Source organism: Arthrobacter sp. MYb224 (assembly GCF_002975455.1).
Classification (GTDB): domain Bacteria; phylum Actinomycetota; class Actinomycetes; order Actinomycetales; family Micrococcaceae; genus Glutamicibacter.
Genome location: NZ_PCPU01000002.1, coordinates 94,744 through 108,884, shown reverse-complemented (window position 1 = coordinate 108,884; position 14,141 = coordinate 94,744). Strand labels below are relative to the sequence as shown.

Sequence of the window (14,141 nt, the reverse complement as noted above, 5' to 3'; positions counted from 1 at the left end):
CGTTTAGCTGGTCGGTGTTTGGTGGTTCACTCTTCAAACACCGGCCACTAGACGTTTAATGGGCAGAACTCGGGATGGCCGTCCGGGGCATGAACTACGAACAGAGGTAATTTGGTACGCCTGTATGCGAGTCCCGGTGCTAGGCTCGACTCCATGGAATCACCACGGAGCGCGGCTGGCACAAGGCCTCCGGTTGGCGACCGTTCCGCCGAGTATTGGACCGATGTTTGCCAGCGGGTCGCCGACGGCGAGCATCAGGCGTTCGATTCGCTGTACGCAGAGCTGTCTCCGATCGTCTATGGAATCTCGGTGCGGCTGATACGCAATTCGGCCCAAGCCTCGGAGGTGACCCAAGAGGTCATGCTCGAGATTTGGAACAACGCCCAAGGCTATCGTGCAGGTTCCGGCACCATCTATGCCTGGGCTTCGACGATCGCCCGCCGCCGGGCGATCGACCGGATTCGTTCCGAGGAAGCGCGAACCCAGCGCGAGGACCGCAGCTTCACCGTCGAGCGGGAAGTCCCCGAAATCGATGAGTTCCTCATGGAACAGGTCGATTCGCAGCGGGTGCGCCATTGCTTGGACACCTTGACCGTTAAGGAAAAGCAGACGGTTTTGGACACCTACTACGGCGGGCGGACCTACGCCCAGGTGGCCGAAAGCCGGGAGATGCCGCTGGCTACGGTGAAATCAAGAATCCGCAGCGCCCTGCAGCGCTTGAAAACATGTTTGGAGGTGGCCTAAATGAATTACAAGGAAACTGACGGCTCATTGAGCGCCCACGAGCATGAGCTGCTGACCGGGTTGGCGCTGGAAGCCCTCGACTCCCCCGAAGAACGCCAACAGGCCGAGGAACTGGCCAGTTCCAACCAGGAAGCCGCCAACTGGCTTCGCGGCTACCGCGAAACGATCGCGCAGATCGACCAGGCGGCCTCGGTCGAGCCGCCGGCGGAGTTGCGCGACAAGATCTTCGCCGCGTTGCCGGCCCAAGCCGACCAGGCACCGATTTCGCTCAGCGAGCGGCGCGAGCAGAAGCAGCGCCGCGCCCCTCGTTTCGGCTGGCTCGCCGCCGCGGCGGCGGCAGTGGTGCTGATCGCGGTGCCGACAACCATTGCGGTGAACCAGCACGAGCGGGCCACCACCGCCGAGACCCAGCGCAACGAATTGCTTTCCATCCTCGACGGCCAGCAGGTGAAGGTCATCAGCTCGGAAATGGCAGAAGGGCAGGGCAAGATGATGCTGCTGGCCTCCTCGACAGGGTCGGTTGTCCTGGGACAGGATCTGCCAGCAATCGACGATCAGCACGATTACCAGTTGTGGACCATAGCCGCTGGCGAGTCCCCGGTTCCCGCCGACGTGATGCCCCATGGCAATTGGACCGCGCAATTCCCCGTCATGCCCGAGGGCACGGCCATAGCCTTGACGGTTGAACCTGCAGGTGGCTCACAAGCCCCGACCACCGATCCGGTGATGGTACTCGCCGGCTAGAGATGACAGTGCGGTTGACCTCCATCGGCGTTATTTAGTTAGCCTAGCTAGATATACACTAAGCTTTGTTCATGAGGAAGAATCCATGAGCCAACCGCAACAGGCACTTCAACTGGTCTTGTTCCGCGATGATTTACGCACCGTGGACCATCCGGCGCTTCACGCGGCGCGGGACGCAGGAGACACTGTTGCCCTCTACATCCTCGATGAGCAATCCCCCGGCATCCGTCCGCTCGGCGGCGCCGCGCGCTGGTGGCTGCATCAGGCACTGCTCAGCCTGCGCGAATCACTGGATGACCTCGGCATCCCGCTGATCTTGCGCCGCGGCCCCGCGGCCAGGATCCTCGCCGAGCTGAGCCAGGACGGCAACCTAGACGAGGTGCACTGGAACAGGCGCTACGGCGAAGCCGAACGCGCGGTGGACGCGGAACTCAAGCTCCAGTTGCGCGGCGACGGGATCGCCGCGCACAGCTACTCCGCCGCACTGCTGCATGAACCATGGGAACTGCTGACCCAGAACGGGACCGGCTACAAGGTCTTCACGCCCTTCTACAATTCGCTGCGCGCGCAGGAACTACGCCCGCCGTTGCCCGCGCCGGCGCCGCAGCAGCGCCAGGGCTTTCCGCTGCCGCCCAGCGAATCGCTCGATGATTGGAAACTGCTGCCGACAACCCCGGATTGGTCGGAGGGGCTTGCTGCGACCTGGACCCCAGGGGAGCCAGCGGCCCAGGAACGCTTGGCCGAGACCCTCTCCTCGATAGCGCAGGACTACGCCGAGCATCACGACCGCCCGGACCTCGATGGTACTTCCGCCCTTTCCCCGGCGCTGCGCTGGGGCCATCTCAGCGCCCACCAGGTCTGGGATGAGCTCAGCAAATATGCCGCCCACTCCCCCGGTGCCGCCCAGGGAGCGGCTGCCATGCGCCGCCAAGTGGCCTGGCGGGACTTCTGCTGGCATCTCTACTACCACCACCCGCAGCTTCCCACCGAAAACCTGCGGTCCGAATTCGACGATTTCGCGTGGGCCTGGCCCGCAGACGGCAAAGAGGTGGCAGAAAAAGTTGCCTGCTGGCAGCGCGGCCGTACCGGCTTCGGGCTCGTGGATGCCGGGATGGCGCAGCTCTGGCACACCGGCTGGATGCACAATCGCGTGCGGATGGTCACCGCAAGCCTGCTGGTGAAGAATCTGGCGGTCCATTGGAAAGTCGGCGAGCAGTGGTTCTGGGATACGCTCGTCGACGCGGATGTGGCCTGCAATAGCGCAAACTGGCAATGGGTCGCCGGCAGCGGAGCCGATGCCAGCCCGTACTTCCGGGTCTTCAATCCCGAACTGCAGGCCAAGAAATTTGATCCGCGCGGATCCTATGTGGCCCGGTACGCGCCGTTGGCCGCGGAACCACTGGTCGATCTCAAGGAATCACGCGAACAAGCGCTGGAAGCCTACAGCGAGATGAAATTGCGGCAGGGCAAGTAATTTCCAAAAACTTCCGCATCCGCCAATCCAGATGCGCTACAGTTCCGAATACCCAGTAGGCGGTCCCCTTGCCTATTGGGGGCATGGGCATGACAACGTTTGAGGTGGTCTGAGATGGACGATTCAAGAGGACAGAAAAGGTCCGGGCTTTTCGCCTTTGGATTTGCGGGTTTGGTATCCGCAGCGGTGCTTTTTGCGGTCGCCCAATTGGTGTCGGTATTTTTCGCCACCTCCTCTGCGCCGGGAGTAGCGCTAGGCTCGACCTTCATCGACTTCACCCCGCCGTGGCTGAAGGATTTTGCCATTGCGACCTTCGGGACCAACGACAAGCTCGCCCTGTTCATCTCCATCGGAATTGTTGCCGCGCTACTCGCGGCGCTGGTGGGACTGCTCGCTCGGCGAAGCTTTGCCGCAGCGGCGGCGGCCATCCTCGTCCTGGCTGCGGTGATCGGCGCTGCCGTCATCACGCGTTCCGCGACCGACCCCATGGATCTGGTCCCGGTGGTGGTCGGTACGCTGCTGGGGCTTGGAACGCTGAAATGGCTGACCGGGCTGGCCACCACGAGCTACTCACCGGCGGCCGCGGAGGAAACCAGCCCTGGCCCCTCCCGGCGGAAGTTCCTGCTGGCTTCCTCGCTCTCCTTGCTGGGGGCGCTTGTTGTCGCAGGTGTCGGAGCCTCGATTTCCGCAACACGAAATGCCGCCGAGGCGGCCCGCCTGGCGCTCGGTTTGCCTGCGGCCAAGGTGAAAGCCGCCAAGGTTCCGGCTGGAGCGCAGGTAGAGCTTGCAGGAATGCCGAAGTTCGTCACTCCCAACGAGGATTTCTACCGCATCGACACCGCGCTGTCGGTCCCGCGGCTCGACCCCGCCGAGTGGTCGCTGCGTGTGCACGGCATGGTCGAGAACGAATTCACCATGAGCTTCGATGAGCTCTTGGGCCAAGATTTGGTGGAAAGCTACCTCACGCTGACCTGCGTCTCGAACCCGGTCGGCGGAGATCTTGTGGGCAATGCCAAATGGCTGGGCTACCCGCTGCGCAATCTACTTGAACGTGCGGTTCCGCAAAACGGTGCGGATATGGTGCTGTCGACATCCAGCGATGGCTTCAGCGCTTCGACGCCAATTGAGGTGCTCACCGATGACCGCATGGCCCTGTTGGCCGTCGGCATGAACGATGAGCCCTTGCCGCTGGAGCATGGCTTCCCGGTGCGCATGGTTGTCCCGGGCCTCTACGGCTACGTCTCGGCGACCAAGTGGGTAGTGGATCTGGAGGTCACCCGTTTTGCCGACAAGGAAGCCTACTGGACCACCCGCGGCTGGTCGGAGCGCGGACCAATCAAGATGTCTTCGCGAGTGGACGTGCCGCGCTCCTTCACTCAGCTCCCGCCCGGAGAGGTCGTCATGGGAGGCACCGCGTGGGCGCAGACAACCGGCATCTCGAAGGTCGAGGTCAAGATCGACGACGAACCCTGGCAGGAGGCCGAGCTGGCCGAAGAAGCCACGCTGGATACCTGGCGCCAATGGCGCTACGTCTGGAAGGGCGGATCCCCGGGCAACCATTCGGTCACGGTGCGCGCCTACGATGCCGAGGGTGAAATGCAAACCAGCGAGCGGGCTGATCCGGTGCCCAACGGGGCCAGCGGCTGGCAACGCGTGCAGTTCTCCGTCACCGACTCATAAACGCTGCGTGGATCCACCCCTCGTTGACGGCGCAGCGGCCTCGGCAGCTATCGTTGAGCGCTAGAGTTCGACAATCTCGAATTCCATCAGATCCGCGCCGGAAGCGACAGGCTTCTTCTCCGCGCCTGAGTGCGCGGCATCCGCACGCGTCTCGCGCCAGTTCTCAAAATCCTCGCGCGTAGCCCACTGGGTGAACACAAAGTAGCGGTCCTCGCCGGACACCGGGCGCAGAAGCTTGAACCCCTCGAAGCCCGGCGAGCCATCCACCGAGTGCTTGCGAGCCGCGAAACGCTTTTCCAGCTCCGGACCGGCTTCGTTTGGCACCTTCAACGCATTGATGACGACGATCGACATGAATTTCCCTTCATTGCCCAACTGGCGTTGGGCTACCGATGATTCATATCTCAGCCTACCTCCGTCCCCTCAGGCCACGCGAAGCTGCTTCGCCTGCAACCGCTCTAGCTTGGACTTCCTGGCCAGCTTGTTCGAATTGTCCACCGCCATGTACCAGGAGGCACCAACAACCAGCAGAATCAGCGAAAGCCCGATACCGCTGGCCAGATCGGCCGCGAACAGGATCGGGTTGATGACGGAAACAACCATCACCGCGGCACCGGCCCACTGGGCGAATTTGCAGAACCCCGGACGGGCACGCCCAATCAGGAAGGTCAGGAATCCCAGAATGAGAAATGGCAGCGCGATGAAGCGGACAATACCGAAGAAATCAACGTTCTGGAAGATGCCTCCGGTGAATCTCATCGAACCGCCGGCAACCCCGCTGATAAAGAACACAAAAACGCTCGTGACCACCGCGCTAAACGCGGCGATGACAACTTGAACGTAGTTGAAAGGCATCTTGTACTTCATTTCAGCACTCATGGCTGAACATCTCCTCGACCAATCGAAAACGGATAACCCTCCAATTTAAATGTACGCCCGTTTGGATGACTTGAACCCAGGAGATTCCGCTTTCGCTTCCCATGGGAAGCTTGATATATGGATATAGAGATCACGCGCGCACTGAGCATTCCGGAGTCGGAGCTCAACTGGCGCTTCTCACGTTCCTCCGGTCCCGGCGGGCAACATGTCAATACCTCCGATAGCCGCGTCGAACTGTCCTGGTCCGTAGCGGGTTCGCGGATGCTCAGCGATTACCAGCGTCAGCGCCTGCTCGATCGCTTGGATTCTCGGCTCATCGCAGGGGTCCTCACCGTCAGTGCCTCCGAGCAGCGCTCCCAGCTGCGCAACCGCGAGATCGCCATGCAGAAAATTGCCGATCTGGTCGGCACGGCGCTGGCTCCCGACGGCCCCCGCCGACGTGCAACGAAGCCGACCAAGGGATCGCAGCGGCGCCGCCTGGCTACGAAGTCGCGCCGCTCGGAAACCAAGCAGCAACGCAAAAAGCCCTCCGCCGAGTAGGCCACTTGGGTGAATCATGGACTAAATCACCGGCAAAAAACGCGCGTTGGCTCTTCCCCGAAGCAGAGCAGTGAATGCCTGCGGCATTTCCGGTTCCGCCTATTGGAGCGCCTAGGGCCCGGGAGCTAGCCTTTTCCCGCCTGCTGGCGGAGTATGAAGGTATTGAGATCTTCGAGGGTCTGGCGCATATGGCCATCCATGGCTTCGCGGGCGCGGGAACTGTCGCGCTGCCCCAGCGCCTGGCGGATTTTTTCGTGTTCCGCGATGGCATGGGCCTGGATTTGCGGAAAGGCGCTGGTTTCCCGCCGGCGGGAGGCCAGCACCCGGCCCAGCGGCTCGAAGAGGGCCGCGAGGAAGACGTTGCCCGAGGCGCGCAGGATCTGATCATGGAATTCGAGGTCTGCATCCACGAAACGATCCAGGTCGGCTTCTTGGTGGGCGGCCTTCATCTCGGAAACCAGTTCATCGAGCCGGGCCAGCTGCGCGTCGCTGATCTTGCTCGCCGCCAGCTCGCAGGCTCCGGTCTCCAGCATTCTGCGCAGTTCGATGAGCTGCACGGCGGCCGCAGCGGCCCCGACGCCCTCGGTGGTTGCCCGGAGCACCGCTTCCAGCGAACTCCACATGCCCACGGGATTCACATAGGTGCCGCGGCCGCGCTCAACCCGGATGATGCCCTGCGCCGCGAGGATCTTGATCGCTTCGCGCACGGTCATCCGGCTGACGTCGAGCGCCGCGCAGAGCTCCAGCTCGCCGGGAATGAGCTCGTCAACTGCTAATTCCCCGCCGATGATCCGGTCAAGCACGTCATCCGCGACCTGCGTGACCAGTGACTTTCGAGACACGGTTCCTCCATCCTTGAGGCCCGATGCCCCCTTGCAGACTTATCCAGTCTATGTGCCCGCGGCTGTTGCGGTGCGCGGAATTCCGTGGAACACTATTCCTCATGACAGATGTCTGACATCTTACCAATGAAGTCAGTTGGTCGCCCAAAGACGAAGGAGTCCTTGTTCATGCTTGAGTCCGAATTGCTCGCCGGATACCTCCCGGAACGCGAAATCGAACCCGCTGAGATCGCCGCCGCGGCACGCGCCACCGGCCGCGTCCTGGTGGTGCTCGACGATGACCCGACGGGCACCCAATCGGTCAGCAACCTGCCGGTGCTCACCAGCTGGGACGTCGCGGACTTCCGTTGGGCCTTCGGCCTGCGGCTGGACGGCGAGCGCGCGCTGGCCGTCTACGTGCTGACCAATACCCGTTCCCTCGACGCGGCCGATGCCGCCGAACGCAATGCGCAGATCGTGGCCGCCGCCTCGCAGGCCGCGGCGGAGGCGGGTATCACCCTGGGCTTTGCCAGCCGCAGCGATTCAACCCTGCGCGGCCACTTCCCGCTGGAAACCGACACCATAGCCGCAACCCTGCGGGACATCGATGCGCAGAATGCGGTGGACGCGGTGCTCATGGTCCCGGCCTTCGGCGACGCCGGACGGCTCACCGTTGGCGGCGAGCACTATATGCGCACCGGTGGCGGAGAGCTGGCGAAGGTCAGCGCCACCGAATTCGCCAAGGACGCCACCTTCGGCTTCAGCACCAGCTACCTGCCCGACTACGTGGCCGAAAAGACCGGCGGCCGCGTGGCGGCCTCCGATGTCCTCGTGCTGGATCTGGATACCATCCGCTCCGGCGCCCAGGGCATCGCCGGCAAGCTGGCCCAGACAAAAAACGCGCAGGTGGCCACCGCCGATATCGTCACCGAAAATGACATGCGCGCGCTGGCCGAAGGCCTGGAACTGGCCGAGGCGGCCGGCACCCGGGTGCTCTACCGCGTCGGCCCGCCCTTCGTCCGTGCCCGCATCGGCCAGGACATGCGCCAGCCGCTGAGCACCGAAGAGATCTTTGCCGGGAATGACGCCGGGATGCGCACCGCAGGCGGGCTGATCGTCGTCGGCTCCCACGTGGGGGTGACCACCCGGCAGCTGGCAGATCTGACCGCGCAGCATGCGAACGCCACCGTGATCGAGCTGGAGGTGCCCACCATCCTCTCGGAGCAGAGCGAAAGCTACCTCGCGGCCAAGGCCGCCGAGATCGGCACCGCCCTGGCCACCCAAGACGTCATCGTGCACACCTCGCGGACACTGGTGAAGACCGCCGACGCGGCCGAATCCCTGGAGATCGCGCGCACCGTGAGCGCCGCGGTGGTCAGCGTGGTCAACCGGATCCTGCACAGCACTCCCCCGCGCTTCGTCATCGCCAAGGGCGGGATCACCTCCTCGGATGTCGCCGCCCACGGCCTGGAGATCCGCCACGCGATCGTGCGCGGGCCGATGCTGCCGGGCATCGTCTCGCTCTGGGAATCGGTGGACGGCCCGGCAGCGGGCATCCCCTACGTGGTCTTCGCCGGAAATGTCGGAGATGACAGCTCGCTGACCAAGGTCACCCGCACCCTGAGCACCACCTTCTAGCACCACCCCAAGATTTGGAGACACCAATGAGCACCACCACTGTTGCAGTCCTCGGCCTGGGCGCCATGGGCCTTCCGATGGCCACCCGCCTGGCCACCGAACTGACCGTGCACGGCTTCGACATCTCGGCCGAGCGCATGGAACTGGCCCGCAAGGCCGGAATCAGCACCTTCGAAAACGCCCGCGAAACGGTCACCGGCGCCGATGCGCTGCTGCTGGCCGTGCGCAACGGCGAGCAGCTGGACTCCGTGCTGTTCGGCGAAACGGGCGTGGCGCAGTGGCTGAAGCCCGGAGCGGTGGTCATCCTGACCTCCACCGTCGGGCTGGATGCGGTCCCCGCCACCGCGGCCCGCTTGGGTGAGCTGGGCGTCGGCCTGGTGGACGCGCCGCTCTCCGGCGGCCCGGTGCGTGCCGGCGAAGGAGATCTGCTGATCGTGGTCGGCGCTAAGCCGGCGGAGCTAGCCAAGGTCCGCCCGGTGCTCGAGCTGCTGGCCTCGACCCTGAGCATCGTGGGCGACAAGCCCGGCGATGGCCAGGCACTGAAAACCGTGAACCAGCTGCTCTGCGGCGTGCACATCGCCGCGGCCGCCGAAGCGCTGGCGCTGGCCGAGAAGCTGGGCCTGGACCAGGAAACCACCCTGCAGGCGCTGCAGGCCGGAGCGGCGAACTCCTTCATGCTCGGCAACCGCGGCCCGCGCATGCTCCAGGCCTACGCCGATCAGGGCGCCGAGGTGCTCTCCCGGCTGGACATCTTCGTCAAGGACATGGGCATCGTGACCTCCGCGGCCCGCGCGCTGCACCTGCCCACCCCGGTGGCTTCGGCCGCCGAACAGCTCTACCTACTGGGCGAGGCCCACGAGCTGGCGGCCGCAGATGATTCGGCCGTGATCAAGGTTCTCGCCCCGAAGTCCGCCAAGTAAAGTCGGCTGCACGCAGCTGCCCCTGAGCATTCCCGTCAAAGGAGACGAAATTTTCATGAGCCCACTTCTGCTCTTACTGATCGCGGTAGCCGGCGTTGCCCTGCTGCTGGTCGGTGTCATCAAATTCAAGATGCCCGCATTCATCGCCCTGCTGCTGGTCAGCATCCTGGTGGCCCTGGCCGCGGGGATCCCGCTGCAGGATGTGGCCGGGCTGATCACCGAGGGCATGGGCGGCACGCTAGGCAGCGTGGCGGTGCTGGTGGGCCTCGGCGCGATGCTCGGCAAGGTCATCGAGATCTCCGGCGGAGCCCAGGTGCTGTCCACCCGGTTCACCAAGCTCTTCGGCCCGCGCCGCGTCATCGCCGCGCTGACCACCGCGGCGTTCCTGCTGGCCATCCCGGTCTTCTTCGACGTCGGATTCATCGTGCTGGTGCCGATCATCTACGGCTTCGCCAAGGCGCTGAACGTTTCCCCGGTGAAGATCGGGCTGCCGGTCGGCGCGATCATGCTGGCCATCCACGTGGTGGTCCCGCCGCACCCGGGTGTCGTGGGAGGCGCCGAGATCCTCGGCGCCGACGTCGGATGGGCCACCATTCTGGGTCTGGCCTTCTGTGCCCCGCTGGGCGTGCTGAGCTACTTCGTGGCCAAGCGGATCAACCGCCGGGATGTCCCAATGCTTCCGGAAACCGCGGAACAGTTCGCCTCCTTCGGCAAGAGCACCGATGAGGGCGACACCCTGACCAAAACCAAGGCCCCGACCTCGTCCATGGTCATCTCCATGATTCTCCTGCCCATCGTGATGATCATGCTCGGCACCGTAGGCGGCACGCTGGTCACCGCGGAATCCACCGAGGCGAATGTCCTGGGCTTCGTCGGCTCCCCGGCCATTGCGCTGCTGACCACCGTGCTGGTTGCCTACTACCTGCTTGGCGTGCGCAGCGGCTGGTCCAGCGAGCAGACCGGAAAGGTCATGGACTCGGCGCTGGCCCCGGCGGCTATCGTGATCCTGGTGACCGGCGCCGGCGGCGTGTTCGGCAAGGTGCTCACCGAGTCGGGCATCGGCACCGTGCTGGCCGAATCGCTGTCCTCCGCGGGCCTGCCGATCATCGTCATGGCCTTCGTGCTGGCGGCCATCCTGCGTGCCTCGCAGGGTTCGGCCACGGTCGCGATCATCACCACCACCGGCCTGCTGGCCACCGCCGTCGAGGCCGGCGGCTTCTCCGCGGTGCAGACCGCGCTGATCCTGGCGGCCGTCGGTTTCGGCGCCTTCGGGCTGAGCCACGTGAACGACTCGGGCTTCTGGATCGTCACCCGCTTCCTGGGACTCTCGGTCGCCGACGGGCTGCGCACCTGGACCGTGCTGACCACCGTTCTGGGTGTCGCCGGATTCGCGCTCACCTCCCTTGTCTACGCCATCGTCACCGCCGCAGGAGTCTAATCCATGCTCATCCCCATGAACCAGCTGGTCGCCGAGGCCATGGCCGCAGGCCACGCCGTCCCGGCCTTCACCTGCTATGACTTCACCACCGCACTGGCGGTGGTGGCCGAAGCCGAAGCGCAGAACCGCGCGGCCATCCTGAATGTCGCGCCGAAGACCGCGTCCAGCGCCTCCGGGCTGCGGCTGATCTGCGCGCTGCGCACCCTGGGCGAGCAGGCCGCGGTGCCGGTGGCGGTGCAGCTGGATCACGCCAGCGACGCGCAGCTGATTGCCCGCGCGGTGCAGGCCGGCGCCACCGCGGTGCTCGCCGATGGTTCGGCCGGCACGTTGGAGGAGAATATCTCCTTCGTGCAGCAGGTGCGCTCGCTGATCGGCCCGGGCATCGTGCTGGAAGCAGAGCTCGGCGCGCTGCCCGGCAACGAGGACAAGGCCTTTGAGCAGAGCGCCTCGCAGCTGACCGATCCGGAACAGGTGGCCGAATTCCTTGATGCCAGCGGCGCCGACCTGCTGGCGGTGGCCATCGGCAACGTGCACGGCCGCTACAAGGGCGAGCCGAAGATCCACTGGGATGTGCTGAAGGCCATCCATGCCGAATCCACGATTCCGCTGGTCCTGCACGGTGCGTCGGGAATCGCTGCGCCGGATCTGTCGCGATCCATCGCCTATGGGGTGGGCAAGGTCAATCTGAATACAGAGCTGCGCAGCTCGACGCTCACCATGCTGGCGGATCAGCTCGAGCCGCGCCGGTCCGACGGGCAGAATATCCTGGGCCTGCTCGGTGACTGGGAGCGCGCGGTCACCGAGGTCGCCGCGTCAACGTTCGCCGCGCTGGTGTCCAGCTAGCCTGCCGCCTTCAGGGCCGTGGCGCGGGGACTTCGCGGTTCCCGCACTGCGGCGCTCCGGCTTTGCCACTGCTAGCCGGTGCGCGCGCAGCCGAACCTGCGCGCAGTCCAGCCGATCCGCACTCCGGCCTGAACAGCGTCCGGCCTTGCATCCGCATCCATGATGCAATGGATCCATGATGTTGAAGCAGTTGGAATACTTTGTGGCTCTGGCCCGCGAACAGCACTTCGCGAGGGCCGCGCAGTTCTGCCGCATCTCCCAACCGGCGCTCTCGGAATCCATTCGCAAGCTCGAAGACGAACTGGGCGTGCCGCTGGTCCGCCGCGGGCATTCTTTCCAAGGGCTAACTTTGGAAGGCGAGTCGGTTCTGCGTTGGGCGCGGCGCATGCTCAGCGACAGGGACTCCCTGCGCCAAGAGGCTCATGCTTTGCGATCAGGGATCAAGGGATCTCTGCGCTTGGGCGTTGTTCCGGCCGCGGCGACCACCGTGGTCCAGCTGACGGACCCATTCGCGCGCGTCTACGACCAGGTGGGCATCGTCCTGGAATCGAGCCTTCGCTCGGCTGACATCGTGCGCCGCATCAAGAACTACGAACTGGACGCCGGGCTCATCTATGCCGTGCCCGAGGACCTCGTGGGGTTGCGGGTAGTCCCCCTGTACGCCGAAGAGCATGTGCTGCTCAGCGCGGTCGGGATGTTGCCCGAAGATCGCACCCTTGCAGGCTGGAGCGCAGCGCTGGAACTTCCGCTATGCCTTTTGGACGGCAGCTTGCGGGGCCGGCAAGTACTCGATGCCGCGCTTGCCGCTAGCGGAATGCGCGCCGAGCCACGCATAGAGTGCGATTCCGTGGCTTCGCTCATTGCCTACGTGGCTACCGGCCAATGGGCCAGTATCGTCCCCAAGCAATGGCTGGATCCCTTCGGGCTGCTGCCCGGACTTGAGCAGACGGCCTTGGTCGCTCCGCACGTCACAGCCCAGATGGTGCTCGTGATGCACTGCGCGCAATCGCTGCCGCCGGTGCCACGAGCTTTCTTACAAACTGTGACCAAGATCTTCCCGAACGCCGATTACGCTACTGACCTAGCATAATAAGGTCGATCTATTGATCCATTGGAAGTAATTCTTGGACATGATCAAGCCTGCTCACGGACACTTGAACCACCGGGTGATTTTGCGCCGTCGCGAAGCTCAACGGACTAGGGAAAGTAGGTTCAACGGGCATGGACGTCAGGCTTCGCACGACGTCCGCGTGGGGCACACCAAACTGGCAGCTGCTGCGCGCGGCGCATCGACCCGAGCTGCGGCCGGCCTTGCGGGTGGGGTTCGGCCTCGCCATTCCCGGAATCGTCCTGCTGATCCTGGGCCACGGCGAGCTGATGGTCTATGCGGTCTTCGGCTCGGTCGTTGGAATGTACGGAAGAAATCCGAATCGCCTGCAACGACTCAAGGACCAGGCACTCGCGGCGGCGATGATGCTTGCCGCGGGCATATCGGCAATTTTCATCGCCCCGTGGCATCTGGCCCCGTGGCCCTTCCTGGCCGCCGGAATCATGGTGGCATTATGCAGCTCGCTGTGTTCGGATCGGTTCGGCCTGAAACCCGGAGGGTCCTTCTTCCCCCTGTTCGCGTTCGGCGCCTTGGGAAGCCTGCCCGTCGGAGAACAGCTTGCAACATCGGGTCTCGCGGCGTTCGTTTTGACCGCGATGTTCAGCATCGTGCTTGGCCAGACGACCCGGTTCGTGGGATCCGAAAGGCGGAACACCGGACGCGGACTGCCCTGGCAAGAGATCTTGCGCCGAGCGGGCTGCTATGGCTGCGTCGTCCTGCTGGCAGGATCCATCGCGATGCTGCTGGGCGTGGATCATCTGGCGTGGGTCATGGCCAGTGCCGTCGTGCCGCTGGCGGCAGGCAACGCGCGCGGCAGACTGAGCCGAGGGGCGCATCGCGTCGCCGGCACCGTCGCCGGCCTGCTCGTGCTGCTGGGCATCTATTCTCTTCAGCTTCCCGAGGTTTGGCTCGGGCTGGCCGTCATCTTCTTGATGTTCCCCACCGAAGGCTACATGACCCGGAATTACGGACTGGCACTCAGCTTCTTCACCCCGCAGATCATGCTCATGCTGGAGTTGGCTGACCCGAGTGTGGATGCCAGCGTGATGCTTGAACGGGCGTTGGCGAACCTCTTGGGCGTGTCGGCCGGAATTCTAGGTGCGCTTTTTTTCGACCCGAAACAGCGCTGAGGCTTCCAGCTCCGCGCCGGGCACCGCCAATGCCGCCAAAAGCGCCAGGGCGAAAGCCGCCCATGATTCGATTCCCCTGCCAGCCCTCCGGTCCGCCAGCATGTTTCCAGACTCAGACCAGGCGCCAGATTCGTCAGGATTTGTCCATGGTTGGGTCAAAGGGCAATTCGGTCCAATCTCCT

14 protein-coding genes are annotated in these 14,141 nt (G+C 64.3%); 11 read left to right on the top strand and 3 right to left on the bottom strand.

The window, feature by feature from the left end:
• Nucleotides 1-153 precede the first annotated feature (153 nt).
• From CQ017_RS03755 to CQ017_RS03740, 4 genes are all read left to right on the top strand, one after another.
• Complete coding sequence (locus CQ017_RS03755) at nt 154-744, top strand: sigma-70 family RNA polymerase sigma factor (RefSeq protein WP_096288381.1); 591 nt, start codon at nt 154-156, stop codon at nt 742-744.
• Nucleotides 745-1,488, top strand: coding sequence for an anti-sigma factor domain-containing protein (locus CQ017_RS03750; protein ID WP_096288379.1), 744 nt, complete (start codon nt 745-747; stop codon nt 1,486-1,488).
• 85 nt (nt 1,489-1,573) lie between these two features.
• A complete protein-coding gene (locus CQ017_RS03745) occupies nt 1,574-2,962 on the top strand; it encodes a deoxyribodipyrimidine photo-lyase (RefSeq protein ID WP_105552579.1) in 1,389 nt (462 codons plus the stop codon).
• Nucleotides 2,963-3,076: 114 nt separating this feature from the next.
• Nucleotides 3,077-4,642 carry a molybdopterin-dependent oxidoreductase gene (locus CQ017_RS03740; RefSeq protein WP_105552578.1) on the top strand — a complete coding sequence of 522 codons (1,566 nt, stop codon included), beginning with the start codon at nt 3,077-3,079 and terminating at the stop codon, nt 4,640-4,642.
• Nucleotides 4,643-4,702: 60 nt separating this feature from the next.
• Here the strand turns inward: CQ017_RS03740 and CQ017_RS03735 are convergent, their stop codons facing one another.
• On the bottom strand, nt 4,703-4,996 hold the full coding sequence (locus tag CQ017_RS03735; RefSeq protein WP_096254367.1) for an antibiotic biosynthesis monooxygenase: 294 nt from the start codon (nt 4,994-4,996) through the stop codon (nt 4,703-4,705).
• A gap of 69 nt (nt 4,997-5,065) precedes the next feature.
• Nucleotides 5,066-5,521: a DUF6069 family protein gene (locus CQ017_RS03730; RefSeq protein ID WP_096254366.1), complete on the bottom strand. Its 456-nt coding sequence runs from the start codon at nt 5,519-5,521 to the stop codon at nt 5,066-5,068.
• Between the two features lie 117 nt (nt 5,522-5,638).
• On the opposite strand from CQ017_RS03730, the gene arfB reads away from it, so the two are divergent.
• On the top strand, nt 5,639-6,061 hold the full coding sequence (gene arfB / locus CQ017_RS03725) for an alternative ribosome rescue aminoacyl-tRNA hydrolase ArfB (protein WP_105552577.1): 423 nt from the start codon (nt 5,639-5,641) through the stop codon (nt 6,059-6,061).
• Between the two features lie 125 nt (nt 6,062-6,186).
• Here arfB and CQ017_RS03720 read toward each other — a convergent pair whose 3' ends face one another.
• The gene (locus CQ017_RS03720) at nt 6,187-6,903 is read right to left on the bottom strand and encodes a FadR/GntR family transcriptional regulator (RefSeq protein WP_096254364.1); all 717 of its coding nucleotides are present in this window, start codon (nt 6,901-6,903) and stop codon (nt 6,187-6,189) included.
• A gap of 168 nt (nt 6,904-7,071) precedes the next feature.
• Between CQ017_RS03720 and CQ017_RS03715 the strand changes: the two genes are divergently transcribed.
• The 6 genes from CQ017_RS03715 to CQ017_RS03690 all read left to right on the top strand — a co-directional run bounded on the left by CQ017_RS03715 (nt 7,072) and on the right by CQ017_RS03690 (nt 13,959).
• Entirely contained in the window at nt 7,072-8,520 is a 1,449-nt protein-coding gene (locus CQ017_RS03715; RefSeq protein WP_096254363.1) for a four-carbon acid sugar kinase family protein, read from the top strand.
• Between the two features lie 26 nt (nt 8,521-8,546).
• Complete coding sequence (locus CQ017_RS03710; RefSeq protein WP_105552576.1) at nt 8,547-9,440, top strand: NAD(P)-dependent oxidoreductase; 894 nt, start codon at nt 8,547-8,549, stop codon at nt 9,438-9,440.
• 55 nt (nt 9,441-9,495) lie between these two features.
• The gene (locus CQ017_RS03705) at nt 9,496-10,878 is read left to right on the top strand and encodes a GntP family transporter (RefSeq protein WP_105552575.1); all 1,383 of its coding nucleotides are present in this window, start codon (nt 9,496-9,498) and stop codon (nt 10,876-10,878) included.
• Between the two features lie 3 nt (nt 10,879-10,881).
• Nucleotides 10,882-11,721, top strand: a complete 840-nt coding sequence (locus tag CQ017_RS03700) for a class II fructose-bisphosphate aldolase (RefSeq protein WP_105552574.1) — start codon at nt 10,882-10,884, stop codon at nt 11,719-11,721.
• Nucleotides 11,722-11,896: 175 nt separating this feature from the next.
• The gene (locus tag CQ017_RS03695) at nt 11,897-12,811 is read left to right on the top strand and encodes a LysR family transcriptional regulator (protein WP_096254359.1); all 915 of its coding nucleotides are present in this window, start codon (nt 11,897-11,899) and stop codon (nt 12,809-12,811) included.
• Between the two features lie 131 nt (nt 12,812-12,942).
• Nucleotides 12,943-13,959 carry an FUSC family protein gene (locus CQ017_RS03690; RefSeq protein WP_105552573.1) on the top strand — a complete coding sequence of 339 codons (1,017 nt, stop codon included), beginning with the start codon at nt 12,943-12,945 and terminating at the stop codon, nt 13,957-13,959.
• Nucleotides 13,960-14,141 lie beyond the last annotated feature (182 nt).